Below are 24,607 nucleotides of genomic sequence, written 5' to 3' on the forward strand. Positions count from 1 at the left end.
CCTGCTCCCGCGGTATCCGGCGGTTCCCGCTGTGCGCGGAATGCCGACTACCGGGCGCAGCCGCATCGGCTGCGCACTCCATCCACCACGTCCCCCCGATCCCCCCGGGCCCCGGTCCGCACATCCTGCCGAACGCCGCTGCCGAAGCCCCGGCCGGGGTCAGCGCAGCTGACTCAGCGACCGGAGGAGCGACCTGAGGAGGTCCGGGGTCACCGGACTGACTCGGGACGCGCCGGGGCCGTCGTGGTACGGCTGATGCGTGCCGGCCCCGGTTCCGGGGGACGCCTGGAACCACGGCGCGACCGGACCGGGGCCGGCGGCGTCGGCGGCGTAGTTGTTGACGGGGCAGTGGTTGGCGTACGAGACACCCATGAGGCCTTGCTCCCTGGGGGTAGGGGTGGGCGACTGCAGAACTGGGGGGCGATTCATGCTCTCTACGCAGCCCGGCACCGTCCCGGTTACATCCCCCGCCGTGAAATCTTTGTGACCTGGGTCACATCTCCGACGCGCGTCAGCCGGAGGCGATCTGGCGTCGTCGCTGCTCCAGAAAGGCTTGTTCGGCGGCGTTGGAGGTGCGTGCCAGCGCGGCGTCGTAGGCGGCCGCCGCCTCGGGGTGTCGGCCGAGACGGCGCAGCAGGTCGGCACGGGTGGCATGCAGGAGGTAGTAGTCGCCGAGGCTGTCCGGCAGGGCGTCCACGGCGTCGAGCCCGGCACGGGGGCCCTGGACCTCGGCCAGGGCGACGGCGCGGTTGAGCGCGACCACCGGCGTGGGGGCGAGGCGCAGCTGCAGGTCGTACAGGGCCAGCACCTGAACCCAGCGGGCGTGGCGGTCGAGTGTCCCGTCGCTGTGGGCCGCGTTGATCGCGGCCTGGATCTGGTACACCCCCGGACTGCCGCGCCGCAGGCAGGCGCGGACCAGAGCCTGGCCCTCCTCGATCAGTGGCCGGTCCCACAGCGAGCGGTCCTGCTCCTCCAGCAGCACCAGAGTCCCGTCCGAGCGGGTGCGGGCGGCCCGGCGGGCGTGGGTGAGCAGCAGCAGGGCCAGCAGCCCGACCGCCTCCGGCTCGTCCGGCATCAGCTCGACCAGCACCCGGGCCAGCCGGAGCGCCTCGGCGCACAGGTCCTCGCGCAGCAGCGCCTCGCCCTCCGAGGCCGCGTACCCCTCGTTGAAGACCAGGTACAGCGTGTCCAGGACGGCGCGCAGCCGATCCGGCAGTTCGGCCTCGGAGGGGACGCGGTAGGGAATGCCCGCGTCCTTGATCTTGCGCTTGGCGCGGACCAGCCGCTGGGCCATCGTCGCCTCGGGCACCAGGAAGGCCCGCGCGATCTCGGCGGTCTGCAGGCCGCCGAGCAGCCGCAGGGTCAGGGCGACCTGCGCGTTGCGGGCCAGCGCGGGGTGACAGCAGGTGAAGATGAGCCGCAGCCGGTCGTCGCGCACGGGGCCCTCCTCTGCCTCCTGGTCGGGTGACTCGGTCACCGCGTCCAGCAACTGCTGGGCCTGCAGGTGCCGGTGGTGCCGCGTCGCGTCGCGGCGCAGCCGGTCGATGGCGCGGTTGCGGGCCGTGGTGGTGATCCACGCGCCCGGGTTCGGCGGCGTTCCGCTCCCGGGCCAGCGCTCCAGCGCCACCGCGAAGGCGTCCTGGACCGCTTCCTCGGCGAGGTCGATGTCGCCGAGGAAGCGGATCAGGGTGGCCACGCAGCGGCTGTACTCGCGGCGGAAGACCTGCTCGGTCTCCTCGCGGGCGTCGCGCGGACCGCGCGGATCGGCTGAGGGCACCGGTCTACTGCTCCGCCGGGTCCTCTTGGAAGGGACGGACCTCGACCGGGCCCCGGCAGGCCCGGCTGCCGTCGGCGGCCAGCGCCAGCGCGGCGTCCAGGTCGGCGGCCCTGACGATCCAGAAGCCGCCCAGGTGTTCCTTGGTCTCCGCGAAGGGACCGTCGGTGGTGAGCACCTTCCCGTCCTCCTGGACGCTGACCACGGTGGCGGAGTCGGCGGGGTGCAGCCCACCGGCGAACACCCAGGCCCCGTCGGCCTGCAGCCGCTGGTTGAACGCGTCGACGTCGGCGTACATCTTCTGCATCACCTCGGGAGCGGGCGGCGCCTGGCCCTCGACCATGTGCACCGCCAGCAGGTACTGCTTCATGACGTTCTCCTCATCGCGCGGGGCCGGCATCCTGCCAGCCCGATACAACCACTACGAACGGCGGCTGCCCGGATCGACACTCACCCCGGGATTGCTTCCGGAGAGACTTCCTGGGCCCGCGGGAGTCGTCAGGCGAGGGTGGGGTAGTCGGTGTAGCCGCGGTGGTCACCGCCGAAGGAGGTGGTGAGGTCGGGAGTGTTGAACGGGCCGCCGACGGCGAGCCGGGCCGGCAGGTCGGGGTTGGCGAGGAAGAGCGCGCCGTAGGCGATCAGGTCCGCGAGGCCGTCCTCGATCAGCTGCAGCTCGTCGGGGCCGGTGGGCTCCGTTCCGGTGAAGGGGTTGAGGATGTAGGTGCCCGGCCACTGCTTGCGCAGACGCGTCGTCAGGTCGCGGATCCCCGGGGCCTCCATCTGGTGCAGGTAGGCGAGGCCGAGCGGGGCGAGTGCGTCGACCAGCGTGGTGTAGGTCCGCTCCAGCTCCGTGGTGTCGGTCTCGGCGATGTCGTTGTAGGGGTTGGCCGGGGAGATGCGGAAGCCGACCTTGTCCGCGCCGATCGCGTCGGCGACCGCCTTGGCGACGTCGACGGCGAAGCGGGTGCGCTTCTCGGGGGAACCGCCCCAGGCGTCGGTGCGCCGATTGGTGTTGGGCGCGAGGAACTGGTGGATGAGGTAGCCGTTGGCGCCGTGCAGTTCGACCCCGTCGAATCCCGCCTCGACCGCGTTGCGGGCCGCCGCGGCGTAGTCGGCGATCGTCTCGGCGATGTCGGCCTCGGTGAGCTCGCGCGGGGTGACGAAGTCCTTCGGGCCCTCGTGGGTGTAGACCTGACCGCTCGCGGCGACGGCGGAGGGCCCGGTGGGCTCCAGGCCGGTCAGGGTGGGGTGGCCGATGCGGCCGGTGTGCATCAGCTGCAGGAAGATCACGCCGCCCTGCTCGTGAACGGCGGAGGTCACCTTGCGCCAGGCCGCCACCTGCTCGTCGGTGTGGATGCCGGGGGTGTTGGGGTAGCCCTGGCCGACCGCGGACGGCTGGGCGCCCTCGGTGACGATCAGTCCCGCGCTCGCCCGCTGCGCGTAGTAGTCCGCCATGAGGTCGGTGGCGGTCGTCCCGGGGCCGTAGGCGCGGCTACGGGTCATCGGGGCCATCACGATGCGGTTGCTCAGCCGCGTGCCGCCGAGGTCGTAGGAGTCGAATGCCGTTGCCATGATGATTTCCCTTGCTCCGGAGCAGGCGCCCGATGCGCCATTGGCTGTCCGAACAAGTAAATCCCGGAGCCCATTCCCCCGATCCCATGACCTGGATCACAGTCAGGGTTCGGATAGTCTCGTTCCTGTTCGAGCAGTCACAGGCAGGAGCCAAGGACGATGGGCGAGCAGCAGGAGACGGCGGGCGACCCGCTCGCCGACGCGGCCTGCCTGCCGATGCCGCCCTCGGTCCAGGCCGGCCCGATGACGTACGCGATCTTCCGCGTCGCCCGACTGCACCGCATGCTCGCCGCCCAGCTGCTGCGTCGCGTCAGCCTTCATCCCGGCCAGGAACTGGTGATGATGCAGCTGTGGGACCGCGGCCCGCAGCGGCAGACCGACCTGGTGCGCCTGCTCGGCTCGGACGCGGCCACCATGACCCGCACCGTGCGCAGGCTCGAACAGGCCGGATTCGTCCACCGCTGCCCCAGTACGACGGACAAGCGCGTCACCATCGTCGAACCCACCGCCGCCAGCCTCGCCCTGCGCCGACAGGTCGAAGCGATCTGGGCCGAACTGGAGCAGAGCGTCACGAACAGCCTGAGCGCCGACGAGCAGGGCGAGGCCATCGACTCCCTGACCCGGATCGAAGCCGCGCTCATCCGCGCCACCGCCCACGACGCCTGAGCCGTCCTGATACCTGTCCGGACAGATATCAGGCGCCGGGTTCCGAGGCGTTCGCTTCGGCGACGTGTTCCGCCCGTACCGCCTGGGCCAGCAGCCGACGGCCGAGTTCGCGCGCCTCGGCGGTGCTGAGTGCCGCCCACAGCGCAGTGCCGTCGGTGCGCTCCGGGCCGATCTTCAGACGGACGATCCCGATCGGCCCGCTGGTGCCGTCCAGCCGCAGGACTCCGACCTCGACCCCGCGCCCGCACCGAGTGACCAACGTCCTGATGTCACCGCGCTCGCCGGCAGCCATGACCGCCTCCTTGTCTGCATACCCGAATGGGTATACAGGCGAGCGCGTGCCCGCACCTTTCTATTCCGGCGAGTCCGTCTCCGCCAGCGCGAAGTCGGCGTAGTCGAAGCCGGGCGCGACCACGCAGCTGACCAGGACGGGCTGGTCACCCGCGGGTTCGGCGGCCTGCCAAGTCCCGGCGGGCACCAGGAGTTGGGGCCGCTCGCCCTGCTCCACCGCGGCGCCGAGGACGGCCTCGGTGCCGGCGGCGTCCGGCGAGTCGCCGGAGCCGCCCAGCCGCAGCCGGAGCGGACCGCCGCGATGCCAGAGCCACAACTCGTCCGAGCGGACCCGGTGCCACCGCGAGACCTCGCCCGGATGCAGCAGGAAGTAGATGCCGCTCGCGAAGGCTCGCGGACCGGGGTACCCGTCCGGCACGGTACCGCCGGAGGTCTTCCAGGTCTCACGGAACCAGCCGCCCTCGACATGGGGCTCCAGCCCGAGGAGCGCCACCAGCGGAGAAGTGTCGGTCATGGCGTGATGGTACGTTCCCTCGCTCAGTGCCAGTCGCTGATCTGCACGTCGCGCGGCGCAGGTGCGCCCTCGCCGGTTTCCAGCAGGGATTTCAGGCTCATCAGGAACGAGCCCCACTTGGTGGAGCAGTGGTGCATGAACTCCACCGGCTCCCTCCAGCCCTGGTGCTTGAACAGCACGATCGTGTAGTCGCCGACCTGGCTGAGGTCCCAGGCGACCGTCGTACCGACCCACTCCTCCGGGCCGTCGACCACCTTCCAGAGCACCCGCTCGGACGGCCGCGACTCGACGACCTCCATGTCGAAGCCGCCGTTCGGGAACCGGAACTCCAGTACCCCGCCGACCTCGCCGCCCCCCTTGGTGTCGTCGGTCCACCAGCCGGCCAGACCCTCGACGGTCGTCAGCGCGTCGTACACCTTCTCCGGCGTCGGGGTCTTGATCCCGACCCGGTGCAGAATGTCCACCATCTCGATTCTCCTTCGTCCTGTGTTTCGTCAGTCCTGCGGTTGGTCCTGCGGTCGGTTCTGCTGGGTGCGCTGGATCGTCTCGGCGATGCGCTTGATCCGCTGCAGCCTGGCGTCCCAGGCCGACCCGACCGACGACAACTGTGCGACTGCACGGGCGAGTTGGGCGTCGTCCACCCGGTAGCGCCGCTCCCGGCCGGCTGGCGTCGCCCGCACCAGGCCGACCCGTTCGAGGACGCCGAGGTGCTTGGACACCGCCTGCCGGGTGACCGGCAGGCGGTGTCCCAGCGTGGTCGCGGTGCCGTCGCCCTCGACGAGCAGCAGGTCGAGCATGCGGCGCCGGGTCGGGTCCCCGATGGCGGACCAGAGGTCGTCGTCGATCTGCTCGGCCACGGCGCTGGTCATGCCCGCGCCTCCAGCTTCGCGGCGTACGGCGCCAGCCGCGGCAGGTAGAAGTCCCAGCCTGCGACGTGCTCCTGGTACTGCTGCTCGAGGACGGCGGCCTCCCAGCCCATCTCGCGGAAGCCGGTCTCGGTCATCCTGAGCAGCGTTCCGCCGCCCGACGGGGTCAGCGCGAAGGTGACCAGCAGCGAGTTGCCCTGCGCCGCGACCTCGTCGGCCGGGTGTGTCCAGCGGAAGGAGAAGGACCGCGGCGGTTGCACGTCGAGGACGGTGATCGGCACCACCGCCCCGCCCGCGTCGCAGTCGCCGAAGACGATCTCCCCCGTCGACCCGGGCGTCGGCTCGAAGTGGGCGTCGTCCGGCCACCACTGCTTGAAGTGGTCGGGACTGCTGACCACCTCGAAGACGACCTCGGGTGACGCCTCGACGTAGATCTCGCGCTCGATCGTTCCGAATTCCACGGCAACCTCCTGCAACGTTTGGTTGCACATCAGGCTACCCGGAACATCGAAGACGTGCAACCATAAGTTGCACTCAGGGCGGAACGGGGACTCGCCTGCCTCTGCTGACAAGGGACCGTCAGGCGGCTACGATCCGCCCGTGCTGATGGTGAATGCCTGTCTGCGGGACGGCACAGGCGGCAGCCCCACCGCCGTGCTGGTGGACGAGGACGCGCTGAGCGACGAGGAACGCCGCCGCGTGCCGGTGGACATGGGGACCTCGCATGCCGTGTTCCTCCGCGTGCACCAGGAGGAGGCGGCCGCCGAACCCACGGTGGACCTGCGATTCTTCACCTCCGAAGGCGAACTGCCCGCGTGCGGGCACGGCACGGTGGCCGCGCTGGCCTTCGTGGCCTCGCGCACCGGCGCGCCGCGGCGACAGCGAGCCACGCTGCGGGCGTCGAAGCGCACGTTCGACGGCTGGTTCGTACGGGACGGGGCCAACGTCACCGCCACCTTCGGCCCGGGTCCGGTCAGTCTGCGCGAGCCGACCGGCGCCGAGCGCTCGCTCATGCTGTCCGCACTGGGCATCATGCCGCAGGAGACCGGGCCGGGGATGTGGGTGGCCGGGGTGGCTCGGGAGCGGCTCCTGGTGCCCGTTCCCACCCGCGCCGCCCTCGCTGCCCTGGCGCCCGACCTCGACCGGCTCCGTGAAGCCTGCGACCATCTGGGCCTGCTGGGCGCCTATGTCTACTCGGCGCCCTCGCCCACGGGCCGCGCCGCCGCCCGCATGTTCGCCCCCTCGATCGGAGTCCCGGAGGACATCGCCAACGCCAACAGCACCGCCTGCCTCGCCGCCCACCTGGCCGGGAACGGCTCCGCCGACATCGCCGTCGACATGGGCGACGCACTCGGCAGCCCCGCCACCATCACCGCCACAGCCCGCCCGGGAGCGTCAGGCCCCGTGGTCCGCGTCGGCGGCACCGCTTACGTCGCCGACCAGTGACGGCACGGGTCTGCCCGCTGGACGCTTTCCCCAGGTGATGCCACCATGATCCCCTTGGCACGCAGGGGGCGGCCACTGTTCACGGGGGAACCACGAATGACTGTCGCCATGCGACGACGCTCACTGCTCGGCTGCGCCACCACGGTGCTGCTCCTGAGCGGTTGCAGCACCGCGCACACCGGGCAGCCCCGGTCGACCGCTTCCGCACCGCTGCACCGTGCGGCCGCGACACCCGTCACGTATGCGTCGTGGGGGGATCCGGCACAGGACCTCAAGGGCGACACAATCCTCGCAACCACCGGGCGGCGCACCGGCGGTATGGAGACGACCCTCTCCCGCAAGGTCGCCGCAGGAACGGTCTGGGTAGCCACGGAGTGCCAGGGCATCGGCACCCTGACCGTTGACGCGAGCACCTTCGGCGTATTCACCGAGCCTTGCTCCGCCCACCCGGACAGCAGCCTCAACGCCATCGAGATGTCGACCCCGACCACGACAACCCCCCTCCAGGTGACTGCCGATCCGGGCGTCACCTGGGCGGTCGCGGTCGGCTGGGACAAATCCCTCGCCCATCCGCAGTAGGCCGCGCTCCGGAGCGTGCCGTCGGCTTCGACGCGGCGTCAGCACCGACCCCGGTGCGAATGTTGACCAGTGCGGGCTCTACCGTCATGCCAATGACGACCTTGCCGACTCCCTCCGACAGCGCCGACCACGACTTCCCGGGCCGAAACGGGCCCGACGCGACGACGGAGGCCGATGCCCATCGTGTCGGCCCGGTCCGCACCGAGTACGCGCCGGCCCACGACGGCGATCCTGATCCCGGCGAGATCGTCTGGACCTGGGTGCCGTTCGAGGAGAACGACGGGCGGGGCAAGGACCGCCCGGTGCTCGTCGTGGCCCGGGAGGCGCACGGCACGCTGCTCGCCGTCCAGCTTTCGAGCAAGCGGCACGACCGCGACGCCGACTGGGTGGCCATCGGCGAAGGACCCTGGGACCATGAGGGCCGCGACTCCTGGATCGCGATCGACCGGGTGCTGCGGCTGCACGAGAAGGGGATGCGGCGCGAGGCCTGCGCGCTGGACCGGGGCAGGTTCAACCTGGTGGTGAACCGCCTCAGGGAACGCTACGGCTGGAGTTGAGCCGTTCTGCTCGAAGTCGACTGCTTCCGGAGGGGGAGAGCCTCGTGCTCAGGTACATCGCGATGGGGAACGTGGCCGCGGCCGGCAGCCTGATGACCGGCGCGGTCTACACGGCGATCGGCCTGTTCCTGCTCATGGCCGGCCGGCACCAGCGCAGGATGGCAGCCTCGGCGCCGGCGACGACCAGCGGGAGCCGACGCGTCACCGGCCTGGTGCTCATCGCGCTGAGTGTGGTCTTCCTCGCCCTGGGCGCACTCGTCCTCCTGAACGCGTTGCTGCTCCTGCTCTACTGACCGGGAGCAGCAACGTCGAGGCGGAAGCCCGCGGCACCGCCCGTGCCGTGACGGCTGCGCTCCGGGTTTCTTTCAGCGGTGGAACAATCATTGCCGCCCGCATCCGCCTCGGATTAGCCTCCTGGCATGAGATCGATGCGGCACCTTGACGAGCGGGTGCGGTGCGCCTGCCTCGGTGTACCGCGATGTAGCCGACGCTGTCGGCTCGCCTCTGCCTGAACCGACTCCGCCAGGCCCATGTGTCGGCCTGCTGTCCGGCGTCGGCGTGGCGTACCGAGTGCTGCGATCCCGCTCTCCCACCGCTGCCCCGGGCGCGCTCTGACTCCGTGTCAGCTATCCCGGCGTGCCCACTGCTCGCTCAGGAGGATCCGTCATGACCGTCACCGACACCACCACCGCGATATCCGTCAGCAAGGTCACCGCCCGCATCGGCGCCGAGGTCACCGGCGTCGACCTGAACCGGGAGCTCGACCAGGGGACCGTGGCCGCGCTGCGGGCCGCCGTCAACGAGCACAAGGCGCTGGTCTTCCGTGACGTGGACCTCGACGACGCCGGGCAGGAGCGCTTCGCCCGGCAGTTCGGGCCGCTCACCACCGCCCACCCGACCGTCCCCTCCCAGCCGGGCGCCCCGAACGTGCTCCCGGTGGACAGCGAGGACGGTCGGGCGAACCAGTGGCACACGGACGTCACCTTCGTCCTCAACCCCCCGCAGCTCAGCACCCTGCGCAGCATCGTCGTCCCGCCCTACGGCGGGGAGACGCTGATCGCCAACTCGGCCGCGGCCTACCGCGACCTGCCCGCCCCGCTGCGTGCTTTCGCCGACACGCTGTGGGCCGTGCACACCAACGACTACGACTACGCGGTGCCGCCGGAGTCCCTCGACGAGGAGGAGAAGGAGCGCCGCGCGGTGTTCACCTCGGTCGCCTACGAGACGGTGCACCCGGTGGTCCGGGTGCACCCGCTCACAGGCGAGCGCGGCCTGTACATCGGCGGCTTCGCCCAGCGCATCGCCGGGCTCTCCAAGGGCGAGTCCCGGGACATCCTGCGGTTGCTGCAGTCCTATGTGACCCGGCCGGAGAACGTGCTGCGCTGGCGCTGGGCCCCCGGCCAGCTGGTGCTGTTCGACAACCGGATCACCCAGCACTACGCGATCGACAACTACGACGACCAGCCGCGGCGCCTGAACCGGGTGACCGTCGCCGGCGACATCCCGGTCGGCATCGACGGCACCGCCAGCCACTCGGTCAAGGGCGACGCCTCGCACTACACGCCGCTGGCCTGACCCGGCGGGCGCGCGGGCACTGACCAGCGCGGCAGGGTGGCCTACCATCCCTACATGTCGACTGGGTCGCCGGACTTCCCCGCGGACGTGGTGCGCGACTGGGCGCGCAGCGGGGTCCTCGCGCTGACCGGCCACCGGGGCGGGGTGCCGAGCCTGCCCGTCGGGGACGCGGCCTCCTGGGCCGGACGGATGTCCGACCGCATCGAGCAGGCCACCCGGGGATCCCGCCATCCGGTCCGGGTCGACGGGGCGCAGTTGCTGGCGGAACGCGCGGCCCACACCGGTCGCACCCGGCAGGGGCGGGTGTCCCCCGGCGGCAGCTGTCGGCTGCTGCCGACGGCGGACGGTTGGGCCGCGGTGTCCTGTGCCCGTCCGGACGACCCGTCGCTCTGGGGCGCGCTGATCGGGCACGAGGCGGACCGGCGGCTCCCGGAGCGGCTGGCCGACTGGCTGGCCGGGCACACCGGGGGCGAGCTCGACGAGCGGGCCGCGCTGCTCGGCCTCGCGGCCGGGGCCGTCCGCCCCCGCGCGGTCGATCCGGTGGCCGTCACTCCGCCCGGGCGGGCCCGCTCGGTGGAGGGGCTGCTGGTGGTGGACTTCAGCGCACTGTGGGCGGGTCCGCTGTGCGCGCACCTGCTCGGGCTGGCCGGGGCGCGGGTGGTCAAGGTCGAGGTCCCCTCGCGACCGGACGGGGCCAGACTCGGCAATCCGGACTTCTACCATCTGCTGCACGCCGGACACCGCTCGGTCGCCCTCGACCCGGCCGACCGGGGCGGACGTGCCGCCCTGCACGCGCTGGTGCGCCGGGCCGACATCGTCATCGAGGCCTCCCGGCCCCGCGCCCTGGCCGGGTTCGGCCTGGACGCCCTGGCCGAGGTCGAGCGCGGCTGCACCTGGGTGTCGATCACCGCGTACGGGCGGTCCTCCCCCCGGGTCGGCTTCGGTGACGACGTGGCCGCGGCCAACGGCCTGCTCGGCCACGACGCCCAGGGCCTGCCGGTGTTCTGCGGCGACGCGATCGCCGACCCCCTCACGGGACTTGCGGCCGCCGCCCTGGCGCTCAGCGAGCCGGAGTCGGAGCACGAGTCCGGCGGGGTGCTCCGGGAGGTGGCGATGGCCGACGTGGTGGCGGCCACGCTGCGGCAGGGGGCGGAGGACAGGCCCGCAGTCGAGTGGTCCGACGACGGCTGGACCGTCGACACCGGGCACGGATGCGTCCCGGTCGCCCGCCCCACCCCCCGGAGGCCGACAGGCCCGGCGCCCACGATGGGTGCGGACACCGCCGAGGTACTGGTCCGACTCGGGATCAGCCTCCCGTGAGCGGCCTGCTCATCCGCCGAGCCGAGGTCGGCGGGCTGCTGCGCGACGTCCGGGTGGGGCGGGGGCGGGTGCTGGAGATCGGCCGCAGCCTGCTTCGCGAGGGGGCGGACGAGCGAGTGCTGGACGGGCGCGGCGGCGCGCTGCTACCGGGTCTGACGGACCATCACCTCCACCTGTTCGCGACCGCCGCCGACCTGGCCTCGACCCCGTGCGGCCCCTCCGCCGCGCACGATGCGACGGAGCTGCGCGGCCTGCTCCACCGGGCCCGGCCCGACGAGCACGGCTGGACCCGCGGGGTGCGCTACCACGAGTCCGTCGCGGGCGATCTGGACGCCGTCGGCCTCGACCTGCTGCGCGACGACGTCCCGGTCCGGGTACAACACCGCAGCGGAGCGCTCTGGATGCTCAACTCCCGTGCCGCCGCAGCCATCGGGCTGGAGCAGGCGCAACACCCCGGCGTCGAGCGCGATGCGCGGGGCCATGCGACCGGGCGGCTCTGGCGCGCCGACGACTGGCTGCGCACCCGTCTCCCGCGCAGCCGGCCGCCCTCACTGGCTGCCCTGGGCCGGCTGCTCGCCGGATACGGCATCACCTCGGTGACCGATGCGAGCCCGGCGCTGGACGCCGGCACCGTCGACGCGATCACCGCCGCCATGGCCGAGGGAGCGCTGCCGCAGCGCGTGCGACTGCTGGGCGCACCGCTGCACGCTGATGGTCCATCAGAACCGACGAACCGTCAGCGCGGGCCGCTGGCCGGGCCCTGGAAGATCGTGCTCGCCGACTCCGGCCTCCCCCACTACGACGAGCTGGTCGAGGAGATCACCGCCGCGCACCGGGCCGGACGGCCGGTCGCCGTGCACTGCGTGACCCGTGAGTCGCTGGTGCTGCTGCTGGCCGCGCTGGAGCAGACCGGCAGCCGGCCAGGCGACCGCCTCGAACACGCCGCCCTGGTGCCGCAGGAGCTGATCCCCACCCTGCACCGGCTCGGCCTGAGGGTGGTGACCCAGCCGGGGTTCCTCGCCGACCGGGGCGACGACTTCCTGCTCGGCATCCCCGCCGCTGAGCACGGCGACCTGTACCGCTGCGCCTCGCTGCTGGCCGGGTCCGTCCCGCTGGCCCTGTCCAGCGACGCCCCCTACGGCCCGCTGGACCCCTGGGCGGTGCTGCGGGCGGCGGTCTCCCGGCTGACCCCGGCAGGCGCCGTCGCCGGCCCCGGGGAACGGCTCAGCCCGGCGCAGGCGCTGGACGGCTACCTCTCGCCGGCGCGGCTTCCCGGCGCCCCGGCGCGCACCGTATGCGTGGGCGAACCCGCCGACCTGGTGCTCCTGCACACCCCGCTGGCCGAAGCGCTGGCCCGCCCGCACGCCGAGCTGGTCCGGCTCTGCCTGACCGCCGGCGAGCCCGGGACGGCGATGTTCTGACGCGGCCTCAGCCGGACGGGTCAGCGCTCAGGGCTTGCGGGCGACGCCGCCGTACATCGCCACGTCGGCGTCGTCCAGGCCGGTGGCGGAGCCGTCCTGGCGCCAGCGGTGGACCAGGACCACGCCCGGATCGACCGGCTCCAGGCCGTCGAAGAACTGCTCGACCTGCTTCCGGGTACGCGCCTGGACGTTGATGCCGCGGGCGTTGTACTCCCGTACCACGTCGGCGATGGCCGGGTTGGAGTCGGTGGTCACCATCGACAGCGCCAGGAAGCTCCCCGAAGGCAGCGGCTCCAGCAGGCGCCGCACGATGCCGACCGGGTCCCGGTCGTCCGGCACGAACTGCAGCACCGCGATGACGGACAGGGCCACCGGCCGGGTCAGGTCGAAGGTGGCTGTCAGCTGCGGGGCGTCGACGATGGCCTGCGGTTCGCGCATGTCCGCCTGGAGGTATGAGGTGCGCCCCTCGGGCGAGCTGGTGAGCAGGGCGCGGGCGTGGGCCAGCACCAGCGGGTCGTTGTCCACGTAGACCACCCGGGACTCCGGGGCGATGCCCTGGGCGACCTGGTGCAGATTGGGTTCGGTCGGGATGCCGGTGCCGACGTCCAGGAACTGGCGGATCCCCTGCTCCGCGGCCAGGTAGCGGGTCACCCGGTGCATGAAGGCCCGACTCTGCCGCATGGAGGGGCGCAGGCTCGGCCAGCCGCGCAGCATCTGCTCGGCCGCCTCACGGTCGGCCTGGAAGTTGTCCTTTCCTCCCAGCACGTAGTCGTAGATCCGGGCGGAGTGGGGGATGTCGGTGCGCAGATCGACCGGCGGCACCGTCGGCTCCTGCATCCGCGCCTTCATCCACTCCGAGGAGTCCGCCACCGAGCCCACCCGCTCTTTCGCCAGCTGTTCCGAACATCATCATCAACCTGCGCAGTCGCAGCATAGCGGGAGGCGGGTGGGCGGCGGACGGGCGGTCAGGTCGCGGCGAGCAGGGTCCGTCCGAGCCAGTCGGTGGAGTCCTTGACGCCCGGCAGAGCGTAGAAGTAGCCGCCGCCGGTGGGCGAGATGTAGTCGACCAGCGGCTCGTCGATCAGCCGGGTCTGGGTGGCTTCAAACTGCCGTTTGACGTCCTGCTGGTAGCAGCAGAAGGCCAGGCCCATGTCCAGGTTGCCGGCGCTGTCGATGCCGCGGTCGTAGTTGTAGCCGCGGCGCAGGATGCGGGTGTCGTCGGTCTTGGCGGTACGGGGGTTGGCCAGCCGGATGTGGGCGTCCAGCGGGATCGCCGTGCCCTGCGGGTCCTTGGCGTAGGCGGGGATGTCGGTCTCGTTGGCGCCGTCCAGGGGCGCGCCGGTGTCCTTGCGGCGGCCGAACATCTTCTCCTGCTCGCTGAGCGAGACCCGGTCCCAGAACTCCACCAGCATCCGGATGATGCGGATCACCTGGTAGCTGCCACCGGTGGCCCAGGCCGGTTCGGCGCCGCCGGCGGCGACCCAGACCAGCTTGTCCATCTCCCGGGCGGAGGTGGTGTCCGGATTGGCGATGCCGTCCTTGAAGCCGAGCAGGTTGCGTCCTGCGCCGCTGGGGCGGGGGGTGTTCTGGAAGCCGTCGATCCGCCACTTGACCTGCATCTGCCCGCGGGTGTGCTTGGCGATGTCGCGCATCGCGTGCAGCACGGTGTCCTGGTGGCCGGCGCAGATCTGCAGGGACAGGTCGCCGTGCAGCTCCGCGGCGCGCAGGTTGTCGTTGGGGAAGGTCCGCATCGGGGTGAGACTGCGGGGTTTCAGCGCGGCCAGACCGAAGCGCTGGTCGAACAGCGAGGCTCCGACGCCGACCGTGATGGTCAGCTGGTCGGCGGGCACGGTGGGGCCCAGGATGCCGTTGTCGGCAGGGGGTGAGCCGACGCCGAGGTCGGGCGGGGTTCCGCCGGAGGTGAGGAAGGCGATCCGGGTGGTGAGGGTCTGCAGCAGGGTCTGCAGGCCCGCCCGGTCGGCGGCGATGACGTCCAGAGAGAGGAACAGCGCGTAGGCCGGGGTCGCGGTGGTGATCCCGGCCTGGTGCTCGCCGTAGAAGGCCACCGCGTCCGCGGAGCCCGGACTGCTTGCGGCTGCGGCCGGTCCTGCTCCGAGGGCCAGCACCGTCCCGGCGCCTCCGGCCATCGCCGCGCCCAGGGCGCTCGCGCCGAGCGCGGTCCTCATGACCGCACGCCGCGAGGCGCCGGGGGCGAGGTCGGAGGCGGACGCGAGGTCGGGGGCGGCTGTGGCGCCGCCGGGGCGGTCGAAGCCGAAGGGGCAGGAGCCGGTGGCGGGCTGGGCCGAGCTGGGCGGGGTCGTGGGGGTCTGCGAGGGCTGGATGTGATCAGTCATCAGGCGGACTTCCGGATCTCGAGCAGGTCGGGAATGGGAGCGAGGTCTTCGAGGAGCTGGCTGACGGCGCCGTTGATGCTCTGGCGGGTGGTGGTGTCGAGCTGTCCGAGGGGCGTCCAGGCGTTCCCGGTGTGCTGCGCGGCCAGCAGGGTGGCGACCCTGCCCACATCGCCGTCCACGGTCGCCAGCAGCGTCGGGTTCCGCTGGGTGATCAGTGGGCGCAGGACGGTGAGGAGTTCCTGGGTGCCGGACAGGTTGGCGGCGGCGGTGGCGAGATTGGTGCCGCTGCCCTCGTCGGTGTCGGCGGTGAGTTCGAACTGGAGAGTGTTCTCCAGGATTTCGTGGGTGCGCAGGGGCAGGTCGGCGGGGTCGAAGTCCTGGCCGGGGAAGGCCTTGGCCAGACCCGCGACATCGGTGACGAGCGCGTCGGCGACGGTGGCCAGGCTCGACGCCGACTCGGCGTGCCACAGTCCGTACTCCAGCCGGCGGAAGCCGGTGAAGCCGGGGTCCTTGACCCCCAGGGGAAGGCCGTCGGCGCGGCCGTTGATCTTCTGGTCGAAGTCGGCGAAGGTCCCGTAGGCGGCGCCCAGCGCGGCGTACTGCAGGTGCGCGGTGAGCCAGTCGGTGCGGGCCGCGGCCAGGTCCTTGGCGTGCAGGTCCGTGGCGATCTTCCTGGTGGCCGGGAGCAGGGCCGCCAGGCCCGCGTTGACGTACGCCTTGTACTGCGCGAGCGGCGCGTCCAGGCCGGTGGCCGGCAGCGGCAGCACGGCCGCGACCGTGGTCCCGCCGCTGACATGGACGGTCGCGGAGGTGACCGCGCTGCCCGAGGTGGAGACACACCGCCAGGCGTAGTCGCCGCTGCCGATGGTGGCCGTCAACGCCCGCGTGGTACCCGGCGCGATGCCCTCCACCTCGCCGTACACGGCGTTGGTCACCGGATTGACCAGGTAGACCTCGGAGGTCTCGCCGCCGGTGTTGCGCATCTGGAACACCTGCTGACCGGGCTTGGGCGAGGCGAATCCCTGACCGCAGGCCTTCTGCGAGACCGAGACCGTGGCGGCCGCGGCCGGCTTGCCACCGCTGATACCGACGATCAGACCCGCGATGACCGCGGGGACCGCGACGGCGGCGGTGGGCACCAACCACCGTGGCCGGCCCTGGTGGACCGCTTCTTCAGGCGCGGCTGCGGCCTCAGCTCCGGCCCCGACCCCGGCCCCGGTTGCGGCCTCGGCTGCGGTCGTGGCAGCCGCAACCGGTGCGGCGACGGAGGGGATCAACCGCCTCAGCCCGAGCCCGTCCTTGCGCACCGCTGCGGCGGCCGGAGTGGCCTCCGGTGCGGCGACGGCCGCCGGAGTAGCGGCAGCGGATGCGGCCTTGGCCGCGGCTGCGGCGGCGCCGGCGGCTGCCGCGGCCGAGACGACGGCCTCCGCCGCGGAGACGACGGCCTCGGCCGCAGCGACGACGGCGTCCGCGGCGGAGGGGTCGGTCGGGGCGCCGGTCTCCGATGCAACAGGAACAGGAACAGGAACGGGCACGGTGCTGGGAGCAGGCGCTGCGGGGGTGGTCACCGCCGGTGCGGACCCGGCCTTCGGGGCGCGCACACCCCGGATGAACAGGGTCATCACCGTCCCGAGGTAGACGACGTAGGCGAACACCTGCAGCCAGGTCATCCGGGTGGTCAGGTTGAACACGCCCTGCACCAGGGTGGCGTACCAGGAGTTGGCGTCGATGCTGCCGCTGAGGTCCACCGCGAAGCTGTGTCCACCGGGCAGCACGCCGCCCTCCTGGAGGTCCCGCAGCCCGTAGGCGAGCACTCCGGAGGCGATGACGATCAGTCCGATACCGGTCCAGGTGAAGAACTTCGTCAGATTGATCGTCAGCACCCGCCGGTACAGCGCCCAGCACATCCCGGCCGCGAGGACCAGCCCGACGGCCGCGCCGACCAGCGGCCCGGTGGACGAGGACGCCGACTGCGCCGTGGTCCAGATGAACAGCGCGGTCTCCAGTCCCTCGCGGCCGACCGCGAGGAAACTGGTGGCGATGAGCATGCCGGAGCCGACCGCCAGTGCGGCGTTCACCTTGCTGCGGATCTCACCGGAGAGGTTGCGGGCGTTGCGCCGCATCCAGAAGACCATCGCCGTGACAAAGGCGACCGCGATGACGCTCAGCGTCCCGCCGAACGCCTCCTGCGCCGTGGCGGGCAGGTTGGCGGCGGTGAAGGTCAGCACCGCGCCGAAGCTGAGCGACAGGGTGATCGCGGCCAGAACTCCGGTCCACACCTGCGGTAGACGGGATCTCTGGTCGGAGCGGACCAGGGTCGCGACGAGAATCGAGATGACCAGCCCTGCCTCGAGTCCCTCTCTGAGCCCGATCAGGAAACTGGGAAGCGCGTCATTCCACATGCAGGACCCCTCCGATTGGCCGGATAAGCTTAGGCTTACCTTATTTAAGCGAATGAGGGCCAGCCAGACTTCCGCTGACGTAAATTCAGAAACCGTTCACAGGTGACTCGTTGTCGCCGCGAGGGTGTCATGTGCATTCGCTCGCAGGCATGCGTCCACGGCCGGTCAGGCGCTCCGACTGCTCCGGATGCCCGGGGCCAGGGCGGCGGCGAGGGTCGAGACCTGCGTTCCGACCAGGGCGAGGCGCTCGCGGGTCGCCGGGTCGACCCAGCGTCCCTGGATGTAGCTGGACTCCCCGACCACGATCGCGGCCCCGTAGGGGGTGGGCACTCCGCGCAGGGCGTGGGCGATGGTGCGCAGATTGTGCAGTACGCAGGTCGCGGCCTGGGCGCCGTAGGCGACGCCGATGCAGCCGACGGGGATGTCGGAGAAGTAGACGCGCCGGTCCCTGGCGAGATCCTCGGCATGGTCGATGGCGTTCTTGATCAGCCCGGAGACCGCACCGTGGTAGCCGGGGCTGGCGATCAGGATCCCGTCCGCCCGCCGGAAGGCGTCGACCAGCCGCTCCTGATCCAGCGTTCGCTCCTGCACGGACGGGTCGTAGTACGGGAGTTGGAGGTCCTTGGCCGCGAAGGAGACGGTTTCGGCCCCGTTCCTCCGGGCCGCCTCCAGCGCGAGTTGCAGTGCGGTCTCCGAGGACGACCCGGGCCTCAGCGTCCCTCCGACCCCTACGATCAACGGCTTCATCGATGGCCTCCGGATTCCTTACGCAGCAGCGTCCTTACGCCCGGAAACCTACGCGCGCACCTGGCCGGCGGTTCGAGAAAATCTCCATTCGCGTGCCGGTGCCCGGTTTTCAATCACCTGGGAACCATTTTTGACACAACATCAATTCGCTTGGTGTCAGTGTGTCTGCTGTGAAGGACGTAACATCCCGGACCGACGCAAGGACACGGTATGGTCACTTTTCACTGATCGACCCTACTCACGCGACGAGCAGGAGGCACGAACACACCATGAGCGCAGCCGCCTTCACCGTGACTGTCGAGACCCGCGGAGAGATCCCGGAGGATGCGCGCCACCTGGCCCGCACCAGCATCGAGCAACTGGACCAGGACGCCGACCTGCTGATACGGCGGGCACGGATCAAACTGACCCGGCTCCCGGACCAGACCCTCCAGCACCCCGCAGTCGTTCAGGGGAACCTGGAGATCGGCGGCATCCCGCTCCGGGCCCAGGCCGCCGCGCGCAATGTGCACGAGGCCATCTACCTGCTGCGGGAACGGCTGCGGGAGCAGTTGATGCGACTGCTGCGGGCCGGCTCGCCCTACTCCGGCAAGGCGATCAGCGCGCCTCGCGAGTCACTGCACCAGCACAGCCATGACCTGCACTCCGACCTCGATTTACCTCCGGTCCTCCGGCACCGGATCATGCGCCGCAAGTCGGTCGTGCTGCGGTGCGAGACCGTGGACGAGGCGGCGTTCCGCATGGACGCGATGGACTACGACTGCCATCTGTTCACCGACGCCGACACCGGGCAGGACAGCATGGTCTTCCGCTCCGGCCCCACCGGCTACAGCCTGGCCCAGCTCTCGGCCAAGAGCGGACCGCCACGCCGACGCCACCTGCCGGTCACCGTCCGCCCGCGACCGGCTCCCTTCCTGACACCCAATGAGGCACTGGCCCGGCTGAACCTCACCGCACTGCCGTTCCTGTTCTTCGCGAACACCGCGGCACACCCCGAAGCTCGCGGCGCCATGCTCTACGAGCGCTATGACGGCCACTACGGTCTGCTCGTCCCCGAGCCGTAGCACCGGACTTAACTCTCCCTCAATTCCCGTTGCGCGTATCCGTGGATACGCGCAACGGGAATTGACGCGTTCAGTCGCCGGCGCCGGGGATCCGCTCCGGCAGGCCGAAATAGCCGAACAGCTCCTGGTCCTGGAAGACGGTGTTGCGGCTGATGCCCGCCTCGGTGACGGTGAAGACCTGGAGGGTGTGCAGGCTGTATCCGCCGTCCTCGGCGCGGGTGTAGGCGGCCAGCGCCGGCTGCCCGTTCGCGCCCGTCGGCACCAAGCGCCAGTGGGTGCCCCGCAGGGTGTAGACGCGCGCGATGAAGACGAGGTACGACTCGCGGCCGCGGTACCAGTTGACGAACGGCGGCATCTCCAGGACGCAGTCCTCGGTCAGCAGCTTCTCCAGCGCGGCCAAGTCGGCGTTCTCGAAGGCGACCACATAGCGCTCGATCTGGGCGCGGTGGCCCGGGTCGGCGGGCTCGTGGATCTGGTCCTCGCCCAGGCCGAGCTCGCCGAGCCGGGCCCTGGCCCGCTGCAGGGCGCTGTTGACCGCGGCGGTCGACATGCCCAGCGCCTCGCCCACCTCGGCGGCGGGCCAGTCCAGTACCTCGCGCAGCACCAGCACCGCCCGCTGCCGGGCCGGCAGGAACTGCATCGCGGCGACGAAGGCCAGCCGCAGCGAACCCCGGGAGAGCAGGACGCCCGCCGGGTCCCCGAGCATCGCGTCGGGGATCGGCTGCAGCCAGGGCACCTCCTCGCCGCGCAGCAGCGGCTCCCCCGCATCCTCGCCCGGCGGCGCGCCGAGTCCGGAGGGCAGCGGGCGCCGGCTGCGCTGTTCCAGCGCGGTCAGGCAGGCGTTGGTGGCGATCCGGTAGAGCCAGGTGCGCAGGGCCGAGCGGCTCGGGTCGTACCGGTCGTACGCCCGCCAGGCCCGCAGCAGGGTCTCCTGCAGCAGGTCCTCGGCATCGTGCACCGAGCCGAGCATCCGGTAGCAGTGCGCCAGCAACTCCCGCCGGAACGGATCGGTCTGGACCGTGAAGTCCGCTGCAGAGTCCTCGCCGGTCGGTGTCGCCACCCTGTCCTCCATCGCGCGCGCGGGTCCTGGTGCCCTGGTGCCCATACATACCGGCGGCGGTCCCGGAAGTCATCGCAACGCGAGCGATGAGCCGTGGCGGGCTGCCAGGTATGTACCGGTGAAGGCAGTACACCGACGGAAGGAACGACCATGACCGACCCCAAGGACCGTGAGATCCTCGCCGTGCTCGACAACCTCTACCGGGCCTGGGCGGACAACGACGCCGACGCCTTCGTGGCCGACTACACCGAGGACATGACCTCGATCATTCCCGGCTCCTACAGCGTCGGCCCCGCCGCGACCCGCGACCGCCTCGCCGAGTCCTTCGCCGGCCCGCTCAAGGGCAGCCAGGTCCGGGACCAGGTGCAGAGCGTCCGCCGTCTGGGCGCCGACGCGGCCGTCGTCGTCAGCAGGAGCAACGTCCTGATGGCCGGCGAGACCCAGCCGGCCGACGACCGCTGGGTGCTGGCCACCTGGACGCTCACCCGCAGGGACGGCAGGTGGCTGCTGGCCGCCTACCACAACTGCCCGGCCTGACCCGCCGGCCTGCCGTCGCCGCCCGTCCGGAGGGCGGCGACGGTCAGACGGATCCGCGCAGTTTGGCCAGCGCCTCTTCCAGCAGGATGTCGCCCTCCTCCTGCGAGCGGCGCTGGCGCAGATACCCCAGGTGCGTCATGTACGGGGCCGCGCTGGCCGGGGCCGGCACGTTGTGGCGGTCGAGACCGGCGATCAGACCGCACTTGGGGCAGTCCCAGACATCGGGGTGGTCCGCCTCCAGGGCGAACCCGATCCGGACCTCGTGCCCGTTGGCACACCAGAACGAGACGACCGTACGCGGGGCCAGCTCACCGCGTTCGTTCTCCCCCATCGGCCCTGCCCCGACCTGACTGCCCCTGATCCCGCCGCGTCCCGCCACGCCCACCACTCCTCGATCGGACTGCTGCACCCTGAGCCGTACCAGGGCCGGTCGCCCAGCCTACGGCCCATCCCGGGCTTCTCTCACCACGATCGGTGGTTACGCCGACCCCGCAGTCTCGTCAGCTGCGGGGCCGGCCCCGCGGCGCAGTCCAACGCCGGTGATCAGATTCTGACCGAACAATGTGCGAAACCGGGCGATCTTTACCAGTTCTGAAGAGGTTCGGACAGGTGGCGACTCAGGTCACCCGTTCGGGCAAGGTCGAGCTCGTAGGTCTGACCGGTCAGGTCGACGCCGAAACTGTGGTGCGGCTCCTCCCCCACGAGCCGGAAGCCCGCGGCGAGATAGATGCCGCGCGCGGCCACCAGCGGGTGGTTGGTCCACAGCCGGATCCGCTGGTACCCGGCTGCGCGGGCGAACTCCACGCACTCGGCCACCAGACGGGTGCCGAGGCGGTGTCCCCGCGCGACCGGATCGACCAGCAGGATCCTCAGCTTCGCGGTGCCGCCGTCCTCGCCGGCCACGCAGAACACGCAGCCCACCCGACGGCCGTCCAGCTCGGCGATCCACGCGGCCTCCCGGGCCGGATCGGTGCCGGCGGCGAAGTCCGCGACGATCCGGGCGACGAGGGCCTCGAAGGTGGCGTCCCAGCCGAACTCCGCCGTGTACTGCTCGCCGTGGGCCATCACCACCCATCCCAGGTCACCCGGCTCACCGATCGGCCTGATCACCGCTTGCGCGTCACCCATCGCGGCCTCCCCGGCAGCTGGACTGAAACGACTGTTTCAGTAAAGCATAATGGCGAAGGTGAACGCATCGGCCCCCACCGACTCCGCCCGCAAGAAGCAGCTGCTCGAACTGGCCTACGCCCATGTCCTGGAGCACGGGCTCGCGGGCATGTCCCTGCGTCCACTCGCTGAGGCCGTCGGCAGCAGCCCTCGCGTGCTGCTGTTCCTGTTCGGCAGCAAGGACGCGCTGGTGCAGGCGCTGCTCGGCCGGGCCCGCGAGGACGAGCTGCGGATGCTCGACGCGCTCCACCTGACACCGCGTCAGCACGGTCTGGCCCAGGCCGGCGAGCTGGTCTGGGGCTGGCTGGCCGATCCAGGACACCGCCGACTGCTCACCCTGTGGGCCGAGGCCTACACCTGCTCGCTCGTGGACAGGTCAGGACCGTGGGCCGGCTTCGCCCGGCGAACCGTCGACGACTGGCTCCACGTCTTCGCCGCCGCACAGGAACCGGCGCTCCGCGACACCCCCGAGGGCCTCGCCGAACGCACCCTGCTGCTCTCGGTCCTCCGCGGCGCCCTGCTGGACCTGCTCGCCACCGACGACCACTCCCGTACCACCGCGGCCGTCACCGCGTACCTCCGCGTCCTGGCACACCCCCGTCCTTGACTCTCCTGCTAGCCGCCGGAGGCGTCGGTGACGGCGGTCGCCGGGGTGTCGGCGAGCGGCGGTTGGAGCGGGAAGTGACAGGCCGCGGTGTGGCCGGCGCCGAACCGGCGCAGGGCCGGCTCCTGCTCCGCGCAGCGCTCGCGGGCCAGCGGGCAACGGGTCCGGAAGCGGCAGCCCGAGGGCGGGTCGACCGGGCTGGGCAGTTCGCCGCTGATCCCGGCGCCGCGCTTGGCCCGCTCCAGGTCCGGGTCCGGCACCGGGACGGCCGCCAGCAGTCCGGCGGTGTACGGGTGGGCGGCGCGCAGCTGGATGTCGTCGGCGTTGCCCACCTCGACCATCCGGCCCAGGTACATCACGCCGATCCGGTCGGCGAGGTAGCGGACCACCGCCAGGTCGTGCGAGATGACGACGTACGACAGGCCGTGCGACGCCTGCAGACGGTTCATCAGGTTGAGCACCTGGGCCCGGACCGAGACGTCCAGGGCCGAGACCGGCTCGTCGGCGACGATCACCTTCGGGGTGAGCGCCAGCGCGCGGGCCAGGCCGATGCGCTGGCGCTGGCCGCCGGAGAACTCGTGCGGGTACAGCTCCGCGCACTGGGCGGGCAGGCCGACCTCGGCGAGCAGTTCGGCGACCCGGGCCTTCTGCTGGCGGGCCGTGCCGATGCCCTGGATCTGCAGCGGTTCGCGCAGGATGCCGCCGACCCGCATCCGGGGGTCGAGCGAGGAGAACGGGTCCTGGAACATCATCTGCAGGTCGCGGCGGCGCCCGCGCAGCTCGCGGCCGCGCAGCCGGCCGAGGTCGGTTCCGTCCAGGGTGACCGTGCCGGCGTCGGGGCGGTCCAGGCCGACCAGCAGGCGGCCGAGGGTCGTCTTGCCGCAGCCGGACTCGCCGACCAGGCCGAAGGTCTCGCCGGGCCCGAGCGTGAGGGAGACGCCGGAGAGGGCGTGCACCACGCGCCGGGCGCGGCCGGGCAGCCGGTTCCCGTGGACCGGGAACTCCCGGACCAGGTCGCGGGCTTCGAGCAGCGGCCGGTCGTGGACCGCCGCCGGCGCACCGGCCGGGCGCGGACCCTCCGGGCGCGGCACCACAGCGGTCGACCCCGGCAGCAGCGGGCCGTCGGTGGGGTGCCAGCAGGCGTACCGGTGGCCGTCCGGGCCGGTGAGCTCCGGCTCCTCCGTGCGGCAGCGGTCGGTGGCGTACCGGCAGCGGTCGGCGAAGCGGCATCCGCCGGGCGGCGCGGTCAGGTCCGGGGGCCGGCCGGGGATGGTGGGGAGCTCCCTGGCCGGGTCCTGGTCGAGCCGGGGCACGGAGGCCAGCAGGCTCTGGGTGTAGGGGTGGCGCATACCGCGGAACAGCCGGTCGGTGCCGGTGCTCTCGGCGATGCGGCCCGCGTACATGACGTTGACCCGGTCGGCGTGGCCGGCGGTCACGCCCATGTCATGGGTGATCAGGATCATCGCCATGCCGAGCCGGGTGCGCAGGTCGGCCAGCAGGGCGAGGATCTGGGCCTGGATGGTGACGTCCAGGGCGGTGGTGGGCTCGTCGGCGATCAGCACCCGGGGCTCGTTGGCGAGTGCCATGGCGATCAGCACCCGCTGGCGCAGGCCGCCGGACAGCTGGTGCGGATAGTCGTCCAGCCGCTCGCGGGGGTGCGGCAGGCCGACCAGGCCGAGGACCTCGACGGCCCGGTCGGCCGCCTCGGCCCGGGTGCAGCCGCGGTGCAGCAGCACGGGCTCGGCGACCTGGTGCCCGATGGTCCTGGTGGGGTCCAGGGAGGTCATCGGGTCCTGGAAGACCATGGCGATGTCGTTGCCGCGCACCTGGCGCAGTTCGCGTTCCGGCAGCCCCACCAGCTCGCGCCCGTCCAGCACCACCGAGGAGTCGCCGATCAGGGCGCCGCCGGGCGGCAGCAGGCCCATGAGCGAGAGCCCGGTCATGGACTTGCCGCAGCCGGACTCACCGACCAGGCCCAGGGTTTCGCCGGCCTCCAGGGTGAAGGAGACGTCGTCCACGGCCCGGACGACCCCGCGACGGGTCCTGATGTGGGCGGTGAGGTTCCTGACCTCAAGGAGGGGTGGCATGCGT

At 71.8% G+C, this 24,607-nt stretch carries 28 protein-coding genes; 11 read left to right on the forward strand and 17 right to left on the reverse strand.

The features are described from left to right. Positions 1-159: 159 nt before the first annotated feature. The 4 genes from ABH941_RS08110 to ABH941_RS08125 form a co-directional block, all read right to left on the reverse strand. Complete coding sequence (locus ABH941_RS08110) at positions 160-372, reverse strand: hypothetical protein (RefSeq protein WP_370127934.1); 213 nt, start codon at positions 370-372, stop codon at positions 160-162. A gap of 139 nt (positions 373-511) precedes the next feature. Beyond that, positions 512-1,777, reverse strand: a complete 1,266-nt coding sequence (locus ABH941_RS08115) for an RNA polymerase sigma factor (protein ID WP_370127935.1) — start codon at positions 1,775-1,777, stop codon at positions 512-514. A gap of 4 nt (positions 1,778-1,781) precedes the next feature. Further along, complete coding sequence (locus ABH941_RS08120; RefSeq protein ID WP_370127936.1) at positions 1,782-2,144, reverse strand: YciI family protein; 363 nt, start codon at positions 2,142-2,144, stop codon at positions 1,782-1,784. A 128-nt stretch (positions 2,145-2,272) separates the two neighbouring features. Further along, positions 2,273-3,346 (reverse strand): alkene reductase, encoded by a 1,074-nt coding sequence (locus ABH941_RS08125; RefSeq protein WP_370127937.1) that lies wholly within the window; start codon positions 3,344-3,346, stop codon positions 2,273-2,275. 159 nt (positions 3,347-3,505) lie between these two features. On the opposite strand from ABH941_RS08125, the gene ABH941_RS08130 reads away from it, so the two are divergent. Beyond that, positions 3,506-4,012: a MarR family winged helix-turn-helix transcriptional regulator gene (locus ABH941_RS08130; protein ID WP_370127938.1), complete on the forward strand. Its 507-nt coding sequence runs from the start codon at positions 3,506-3,508 to the stop codon at positions 4,010-4,012. A 28-nt stretch (positions 4,013-4,040) separates the two neighbouring features. On the opposite strand, the gene ABH941_RS08135 is transcribed toward ABH941_RS08130, so the two are convergent. From ABH941_RS08135 to ABH941_RS08155, 5 genes are read right to left on the reverse strand one after another with little or no spacing between them, the layout of a single operon-like run. Further along, positions 4,041-4,304: a hypothetical protein gene (locus ABH941_RS08135; RefSeq protein ID WP_370127939.1), complete on the reverse strand. Its 264-nt coding sequence runs from the start codon at positions 4,302-4,304 to the stop codon at positions 4,041-4,043. A 60-nt stretch (positions 4,305-4,364) separates the two neighbouring features. Continuing rightward, the gene (locus ABH941_RS08140) at positions 4,365-4,817 is read right to left on the reverse strand and encodes a cupin domain-containing protein (RefSeq protein WP_370127940.1); all 453 of its coding nucleotides are present in this window, start codon (positions 4,815-4,817) and stop codon (positions 4,365-4,367) included. 23 nt (positions 4,818-4,840) lie between these two features. Further along, positions 4,841-5,284 carry an SRPBCC domain-containing protein gene (locus tag ABH941_RS08145; RefSeq protein ID WP_370127941.1) on the reverse strand — a complete coding sequence of 148 codons (444 nt, stop codon included), beginning with the start codon at positions 5,282-5,284 and terminating at the stop codon, positions 4,841-4,843. Between the two features lie 27 nt (positions 5,285-5,311). After that, positions 5,312-5,686, reverse strand: a complete 375-nt coding sequence (locus ABH941_RS08150; protein ID WP_370127942.1) for an ArsR/SmtB family transcription factor — start codon at positions 5,684-5,686, stop codon at positions 5,312-5,314. Then, entirely contained in the window at positions 5,683-6,144 is a 462-nt protein-coding gene (locus tag ABH941_RS08155; RefSeq protein ID WP_370127943.1) for an SRPBCC family protein, read from the reverse strand. The genes ABH941_RS08150 and ABH941_RS08155 overlap by 4 nt, the downstream gene beginning before the upstream one ends. 145 nt (positions 6,145-6,289) lie before the next feature. On the opposite strand from ABH941_RS08155, the gene ABH941_RS08160 reads away from it, so the two are divergent. From ABH941_RS08160 to ABH941_RS08190, 7 genes are all read left to right on the forward strand, one after another. Further along, positions 6,290-7,129, forward strand: a complete 840-nt coding sequence (locus ABH941_RS08160; protein WP_370128148.1) for a PhzF family phenazine biosynthesis protein — start codon at positions 6,290-6,292, stop codon at positions 7,127-7,129. 108 nt (positions 7,130-7,237) lie between these two features. Next, complete coding sequence (locus ABH941_RS08165) at positions 7,238-7,708, forward strand: hypothetical protein (protein WP_370127944.1); 471 nt, start codon at positions 7,238-7,240, stop codon at positions 7,706-7,708. 92 nt (positions 7,709-7,800) lie between these two features. Further along, positions 7,801-8,265: a type II toxin-antitoxin system PemK/MazF family toxin gene (locus tag ABH941_RS08170; RefSeq protein WP_370127945.1), complete on the forward strand. Its 465-nt coding sequence runs from the start codon at positions 7,801-7,803 to the stop codon at positions 8,263-8,265. Positions 8,266-8,309: 44 nt separating this feature from the next. Beyond that, positions 8,310-8,558: a hypothetical protein gene (locus tag ABH941_RS08175; protein ID WP_370127946.1), complete on the forward strand. Its 249-nt coding sequence runs from the start codon at positions 8,310-8,312 to the stop codon at positions 8,556-8,558. A 373-nt stretch (positions 8,559-8,931) separates the two neighbouring features. Then, complete coding sequence (locus ABH941_RS08180) at positions 8,932-9,840, forward strand: TauD/TfdA dioxygenase family protein (protein ID WP_370127947.1); 909 nt, start codon at positions 8,932-8,934, stop codon at positions 9,838-9,840. A 54-nt stretch (positions 9,841-9,894) separates the two neighbouring features. Further along, positions 9,895-11,160, forward strand: a complete 1,266-nt coding sequence (locus ABH941_RS08185) for a CoA transferase (RefSeq protein WP_370127948.1) — start codon at positions 9,895-9,897, stop codon at positions 11,158-11,160. Then, entirely contained in the window at positions 11,157-12,581 is a 1,425-nt protein-coding gene (locus ABH941_RS08190) for an amidohydrolase family protein (RefSeq protein ID WP_370127949.1), read from the forward strand. Before ABH941_RS08185 ends, ABH941_RS08190 begins: the two co-directional genes overlap by 4 nt. Before the next feature lie 27 nt (positions 12,582-12,608). Here ABH941_RS08190 and ABH941_RS08195 read toward each other — a convergent pair whose 3' ends face one another. From ABH941_RS08195 to ABH941_RS08210, 4 genes are all read right to left on the reverse strand, one after another. After that, positions 12,609-13,418, reverse strand: coding sequence for an SAM-dependent methyltransferase (locus ABH941_RS08195; protein WP_370128149.1), 810 nt, complete (start codon positions 13,416-13,418; stop codon positions 12,609-12,611). Between the two features lie 128 nt (positions 13,419-13,546). Further along, positions 13,547-14,767: an iron uptake transporter deferrochelatase/peroxidase subunit gene (gene efeB, locus ABH941_RS08200; RefSeq protein WP_370128150.1), complete on the reverse strand. Its 1,221-nt coding sequence runs from the start codon at positions 14,765-14,767 to the stop codon at positions 13,547-13,549. Positions 14,768-14,934: 167 nt separating this feature from the next. Then, a complete protein-coding gene (gene efeU, locus ABH941_RS08205) occupies positions 14,935-17,337 on the reverse strand; it encodes an iron uptake transporter permease EfeU (protein ID WP_370127950.1) in 2,403 nt (800 codons plus the stop codon). Between the two features lie 165 nt (positions 17,338-17,502). Continuing rightward, the gene (locus ABH941_RS08210; protein ID WP_370127951.1) at positions 17,503-18,084 is read right to left on the reverse strand and encodes an NADPH-dependent FMN reductase; all 582 of its coding nucleotides are present in this window, start codon (positions 18,082-18,084) and stop codon (positions 17,503-17,505) included. A 269-nt stretch (positions 18,085-18,353) separates the two neighbouring features. On the opposite strand from ABH941_RS08210, the gene ABH941_RS08215 reads away from it, so the two are divergent. Continuing rightward, positions 18,354-19,148, forward strand: coding sequence for a sigma 54 modulation/S30EA ribosomal C-terminal domain-containing protein (locus ABH941_RS08215; RefSeq protein WP_370127952.1), 795 nt, complete (start codon positions 18,354-18,356; stop codon positions 19,146-19,148). A 70-nt stretch (positions 19,149-19,218) separates the two neighbouring features. Here the strand turns inward: ABH941_RS08215 and ABH941_RS08220 are convergent, their stop codons facing one another. Beyond that, the gene (locus tag ABH941_RS08220; RefSeq protein ID WP_370127953.1) at positions 19,219-20,220 is read right to left on the reverse strand and encodes a sigma-70 family RNA polymerase sigma factor; all 1,002 of its coding nucleotides are present in this window, start codon (positions 20,218-20,220) and stop codon (positions 19,219-19,221) included. 138 nt (positions 20,221-20,358) lie between these two features. Here ABH941_RS08220 and ABH941_RS08225 point away from each other — a divergent pair, with 138 nt between their 5' ends. After that, positions 20,359-20,745, forward strand: a complete 387-nt coding sequence (locus ABH941_RS08225; RefSeq protein ID WP_370127954.1) for an SgcJ/EcaC family oxidoreductase — start codon at positions 20,359-20,361, stop codon at positions 20,743-20,745. 43 nt (positions 20,746-20,788) lie between these two features. On the opposite strand, the gene ABH941_RS08230 is transcribed toward ABH941_RS08225, so the two are convergent. Together ABH941_RS08230 and ABH941_RS08235 are read right to left on the reverse strand one after the other, a co-directional pair. Then, positions 20,789-21,124 (reverse strand): RNA polymerase-binding protein RbpA, encoded by a 336-nt coding sequence (locus tag ABH941_RS08230; RefSeq protein ID WP_134007858.1) that lies wholly within the window; start codon positions 21,122-21,124, stop codon positions 20,789-20,791. A gap of 203 nt (positions 21,125-21,327) precedes the next feature. Then, a complete protein-coding gene (locus tag ABH941_RS08235) occupies positions 21,328-21,873 on the reverse strand; it encodes a GNAT family N-acetyltransferase (protein WP_370127955.1) in 546 nt (181 codons plus the stop codon). 58 nt (positions 21,874-21,931) lie between these two features. On the opposite strand from ABH941_RS08235, the gene ABH941_RS08240 reads away from it, so the two are divergent. Next, the gene (locus ABH941_RS08240) at positions 21,932-22,519 is read left to right on the forward strand and encodes a TetR family transcriptional regulator (RefSeq protein ID WP_370127956.1); all 588 of its coding nucleotides are present in this window, start codon (positions 21,932-21,934) and stop codon (positions 22,517-22,519) included. Positions 22,520-22,527: 8 nt separating this feature from the next. Here the strand turns inward: ABH941_RS08240 and ABH941_RS08245 are convergent, their stop codons facing one another. Beyond that, positions 22,528-24,603: a dipeptide ABC transporter ATP-binding protein gene (locus ABH941_RS08245; protein ID WP_370127957.1), complete on the reverse strand. Its 2,076-nt coding sequence runs from the start codon at positions 24,601-24,603 to the stop codon at positions 22,528-22,530. Between the last annotated feature and the right edge of the window lie 4 nt (positions 24,604-24,607).

It is taken from the genome of Streptacidiphilus sp. EB103A (genome assembly GCF_041261405.1).
Taxonomy (GTDB): Bacteria; Actinomycetota; Actinomycetes; order Streptomycetales; family Streptomycetaceae; genus Streptacidiphilus.

Coding starts and splice junctions, on each gene's coding strand:
- ABH941_RS08110 (WP_370127934.1), bottom strand. CDS start 372: ATGGGTGTCTCGTACGCCAACCACTGCCCCGTCAACAACTACGCCGCC.
- ABH941_RS08120 (WP_370127936.1), bottom strand. CDS start 2,144: ATGAAGCAGTACCTGCTGGCGGTGCACATGGTCGAGGGCCAGGCGCCG.
- ABH941_RS08125 (WP_370127937.1), bottom strand. CDS start 3,346: ATGGCAACGGCATTCGACTCCTACGACCTCGGCGGCACGCGGCTGAGC.
- ABH941_RS08130 (WP_370127938.1), top strand. CDS start 3,506: ATGGGCGAGCAGCAGGAGACGGCGGGCGACCCGCTCGCCGACGCGGCC.
- ABH941_RS08135 (WP_370127939.1), bottom strand. CDS start 4,304: ATGGCTGCCGGCGAGCGCGGTGACATCAGGACGTTGGTCACTCGGTGC.
- ABH941_RS08140 (WP_370127940.1), bottom strand. CDS start 4,817: ATGACCGACACTTCTCCGCTGGTGGCGCTCCTCGGGCTGGAGCCCCAT.
- ABH941_RS08145 (WP_370127941.1), bottom strand. CDS start 5,284: ATGGTGGACATTCTGCACCGGGTCGGGATCAAGACCCCGACGCCGGAG.
- ABH941_RS08150 (WP_370127942.1), bottom strand. CDS start 5,686: ATGACCAGCGCCGTGGCCGAGCAGATCGACGACGACCTCTGGTCCGCC.
- ABH941_RS08160 (WP_370128148.1), top strand. CDS start 6,290: ATGGTGAATGCCTGTCTGCGGGACGGCACAGGCGGCAGCCCCACCGCC.
- ABH941_RS08165 (WP_370127944.1), top strand. CDS start 7,238: ATGCGACGACGCTCACTGCTCGGCTGCGCCACCACGGTGCTGCTCCTG.
- ABH941_RS08170 (WP_370127945.1), top strand. CDS start 7,801: ATGACGACCTTGCCGACTCCCTCCGACAGCGCCGACCACGACTTCCCG.
- ABH941_RS08180 (WP_370127947.1), top strand. CDS start 8,932: ATGACCGTCACCGACACCACCACCGCGATATCCGTCAGCAAGGTCACC.
- ABH941_RS08185 (WP_370127948.1), top strand. CDS start 9,895: ATGTCGACTGGGTCGCCGGACTTCCCCGCGGACGTGGTGCGCGACTGG.
- ABH941_RS08195 (WP_370128149.1), bottom strand. CDS start 13,418: ATGCAGGAGCCGACGGTGCCGCCGGTCGATCTGCGCACCGACATCCCC.
- efeB (WP_370128150.1), bottom strand. CDS start 14,767: ATGAGGACCGCGCTCGGCGCGAGCGCCCTGGGCGCGGCGATGGCCGGA.
- efeU (WP_370127950.1), bottom strand. CDS start 17,337: ATGTGGAATGACGCGCTTCCCAGTTTCCTGATCGGGCTCAGAGAGGGA.
- ABH941_RS08210 (WP_370127951.1), bottom strand. CDS start 18,084: ATGAAGCCGTTGATCGTAGGGGTCGGAGGGACGCTGAGGCCCGGGTCG.
- ABH941_RS08215 (WP_370127952.1), top strand. CDS start 18,354: ATGAGCGCAGCCGCCTTCACCGTGACTGTCGAGACCCGCGGAGAGATC.
- ABH941_RS08220 (WP_370127953.1), bottom strand. CDS start 20,220: ATGGAGGACAGGGTGGCGACACCGACCGGCGAGGACTCTGCAGCGGAC.
- ABH941_RS08225 (WP_370127954.1), top strand. CDS start 20,359: ATGACCGACCCCAAGGACCGTGAGATCCTCGCCGTGCTCGACAACCTC.
- ABH941_RS08235 (WP_370127955.1), bottom strand. CDS start 21,873: ATGGGTGACGCGCAAGCGGTGATCAGGCCGATCGGTGAGCCGGGTGAC.
- ABH941_RS08245 (WP_370127957.1), bottom strand. CDS start 24,603: ATGCCACCCCTCCTTGAGGTCAGGAACCTCACCGCCCACATCAGGACC.